Origin of the sequence: Yoonia sp., assembly GCF_046498525.1 — a bacterium.
GTDB lineage: Bacteria > Pseudomonadota > Alphaproteobacteria > Rhodobacterales > Rhodobacteraceae > Yoonia.
This window is the reverse complement of the sequence record NZ_JAWOAN010000147.1, coordinates 1-2898: the sequence shown is the minus strand read 5'-3', so window position 1 is coordinate 2898 and position 2898 is coordinate 1. Positions and strand designations below refer to the sequence as shown.

The 2898-nt window shown below is 58.7% G+C and carries 4 protein-coding genes; 2 read left to right on the top strand and 2 right to left on the bottom strand.

The window, feature by feature from the left end; all coding sequences use genetic code 11:
- Window positions 1-1136: NAD(P)H-dependent oxidoreductase subunit E (locus R6T97_RS09810; protein ID WP_410349115.1), on the bottom strand; the 1136-nt coding region annotated here is incomplete at its 3' end.
- 124 nt (window positions 1137-1260) lie between these two features.
- On the opposite strand from R6T97_RS09810, the gene R6T97_RS09805 reads away from it, so the two are divergent.
- On the top strand, window positions 1261-2295 hold the full coding sequence (locus R6T97_RS09805) for an alkane 1-monooxygenase (RefSeq protein WP_410349114.1): 1035 nt from the start codon (window positions 1261-1263) through the stop codon (window positions 2293-2295).
- Entirely contained in the window at window positions 2288-2674 is a 387-nt protein-coding gene (locus tag R6T97_RS09800) for a hypothetical protein (RefSeq protein ID WP_410349113.1), read from the top strand. The genes R6T97_RS09805 and R6T97_RS09800 overlap by 8 nt, the downstream gene beginning before the upstream one ends.
- 8 nt (window positions 2675-2682) lie before the next feature.
- On the opposite strand, the gene R6T97_RS09795 is transcribed toward R6T97_RS09800, so the two are convergent.
- Window positions 2683-2898 (bottom strand): exodeoxyribonuclease VII large subunit (locus R6T97_RS09795; protein ID WP_410349112.1); only part of this gene is annotated, 216 nt, incomplete at its 5' end.

The window sequence follows — 2898 nt, the reverse complement described above, 5'->3', positions numbered from 1 at the left end:
CAGACCCGCGCGACCCAAAGCAGCGTTTCGACGTTATGCACCAGTGTTGGACGGTTAAATATACCGACCTGTGCGACGAAAGGTGGACGATGACGTGGCAAGCCACGCTTGCCCTCGATGCTTTCGATCATCGCGGATTCCTCTCCGCAGATGTAGGCACCGGCACCGCGCCGCAGGTCGATATAGCCTTCAGTGACGACACCTGTATTTTCCAGAACTTTGATTTCATGCGCCAGAATCTCAAGCACCGCAGGGTATTCATCACGCATGTAGATAAAGCATGTCTCTGCGTCGACCGCCCAGGCGGCGATCAACATGCCTTCCAGAAACAGGTGCGGCGTGCGTTCCAGATAGTAGCGGTCCTTGAAAGTGCCGGGCTCGCCCTCGTCACCGTTCACGGCCAGATAGCGCGGGCCTGCATTGCCCCGCACAAAGCCCCATTTCTTGCCGGATGGAAAACCGGCCCCACCCAATCCGCGCAAACCCGAGGCCAGCACTTTTTCCTGAACCGCTTCCCAGTCGCCAGTTTTGCGCAGGGCCTTCAGTTCAGCATAGCCGCCATCGGCCACATAAGCGTCATAGCCTTGGTAGTCGGGCACATGCGCATGTGTATCATCCGCTGCAATTGCGGCCTGAACCTTTTCGACGGTCGCGTTGTCGATGTGGTTGTGGCCCAACTCAAGCACAGGCGCGGTATCGCAACGCCCCATGCAGGGCGCGCGCAAAACGCGTACTTCGGAGGCGTCCAAGCCATCTTCCAGCGCCGCTTTCAACTGCTGCGCCCCTGCCAATTCGCACGACAACGAATCGCAGACACGGATCGTCAGCGCGGGCGGCGTCGCCTCCCCTTCCTTGACGACGTCGAAGTGCGCATAAAATGTGGCCACTTCATAGACCTCAGCCTGACTCAACCGCATCTCTTCGGCCAGAGCGCGCATATGCGCAGCCGAAAGGCAGCCATGGGCATCCTGAATCAAATGCAGGAACTCGATCAGCAGATCACGGCGGCGCGGGCGATCACCCAAAAGCGCCTGAACCTCTGCCCAGGCAGCATCATCCAACTGCCGGCCCTTGGGGTGATGCCGCCCCTTGCCCTTGCCGGATTTCCAAACACCTTCGCGGTTGTCCAAAGCCATCTTGATTACCCCTGTCAATCACCGCCAACATACTTGTCAAGAAGGGTGCAAACCACGCAAAAGCGACACCGCAGAGGGCCAAACCGCGCAGCGATACAATTTCTCATGCACGGTCAGGAAACACATGCTAACAATCCGAAACATGACACCCCGGTTTTTGCATTTCGGCCTTGCGACACTCACGCCAGCGGCACTGCTTGCGGTCGCGAGCGTTTCTGGCGGGCTTTGGGTCTTGGCGGCAGTCATCTATCTCACCGCGCTGACCAGCCTGCTGGACCGTCTGATCGGGCGCGAAACAGCGACATCATCGGGTGGATCAAACGCGACGCTTTCGGTTGTGATCGCTATGATACATTTCCTGCTGTTGCCATTGATAATCTGGGCGCTTGCGACCCCTACACTGGAACCGCTGGAGAAAGCAGGCTTGTTTTTCGCGGCCGGCCTGTGGTTCGGGCAGGTCAGCAACGCCAATGCGCACGAGTTGATCCACCGCCGGAACACGGTGCTGCATCGTCTTGGCATGTGGTCCTATATCACGCTGCTTTTCGGCCATCACACCTCTGCCCATGTACTTGTCCATCACACGCAAGTCGGCACGAAGGCGGACCCGAATACATCGCGCAAGGGTGAAAGCCTCTACCGCTATATGGTGCGGGCGTGGTTCGGGTCTTTCCGGCAAGGTTATTTGGCAGAGGCTGCACGAATGCAGCGGATCAATCGCCCCAAGTGGCGCAACCCGTACCTTGTCTATGTCGGCGGTGCGGCCCTGTGCCTTGCTGCCGCTGCGGGCTTGGGTGGATGGAAAGCTCTGGTCTTTTACATCGCCCTTTGCGTTCATGCGCAATCGCAGCTTCTGATGTCCGATTATGTGCAGCATTACGGCCTGCTGCGCGCCAACCGTGCCGACGGAAAGCCAGAGCCTGTGGCAGTAAAACACAGTTGGAACAGCCCGCATCGGTTTTCATCGGCACTGATGTTGAATGCGACCCGGCACTCGGATCACCACACCCACCCCGGACGGGACTATCTGCAACTGACGATCCCTGACGATGCGCCGATGCTTCCGCGCCCCTTGCCCGTAATGGCAAGTATCGCGCTGGTTCCACCACTGTGGCGGCGCATCATGGACCCGCGTGTGGAAAAGTGGCGCAATGCGTAGTCTGATCCTCTGCCTCATACTCGCCGCCCCTGCATCAGCCCAAGAGGGAATGACTGCCGAAGAGTTTGACGCCTATGTCACCGGACGCACGATCACCTTTCGCACCGCCACCAACCCGACCTATGGCGTGGAACGCTACCTGCCGGGGCGGCGCGTGATGTGGTCAGCTTTCGATGGCACCTGCCAATACGGGGTCTGGTTCGAAAGCAAAGGCGACATCTGTTTCCGCTACGAAGGCGACCCGGAACACAAGTGTTGGGCGATCTACCATGAACCCGACGGCTTGCGCGGCATTTTTACCACGCGCCCCAATACAACGATCATCTACGAAGTACCGGACCGCGAAGACCCGTTGATTTGCAACGATCTATCGTCCTGAGACCCTCATCAAAGCAGCTTGCCCTGCGTGCCCTTGCTCACGTTCAGACGACCATCTGCGAATTCAATCTCGAGCGCTTTGGCTTTCTGGGCAGCCCCTTTGGTCGTTACCACCGCCCCGTCGCCGCGCACAACGGCATAGCCGCGCTTGAGCGTCTCGACATAGCCCAGAGTTTCGCGCAAACGGTCAAGCGCCTCTAGTTGCGCCAAACGTTCCGACTGCTG

Bases quoted from the DNA above. Each gene is read 5' to 3' on its own strand.
- R6T97_RS09805 (WP_410349114.1), top strand. From the start codon at position 1,261: ATGCTAACAATCCGAAACATGACACCCCGGTTTTTGCATTTCGGCCTT.
- R6T97_RS09800 (WP_410349113.1), top strand. From the start codon at position 2,288: ATGCGTAGTCTGATCCTCTGCCTCATACTCGCCGCCCCTGCATCAGCC.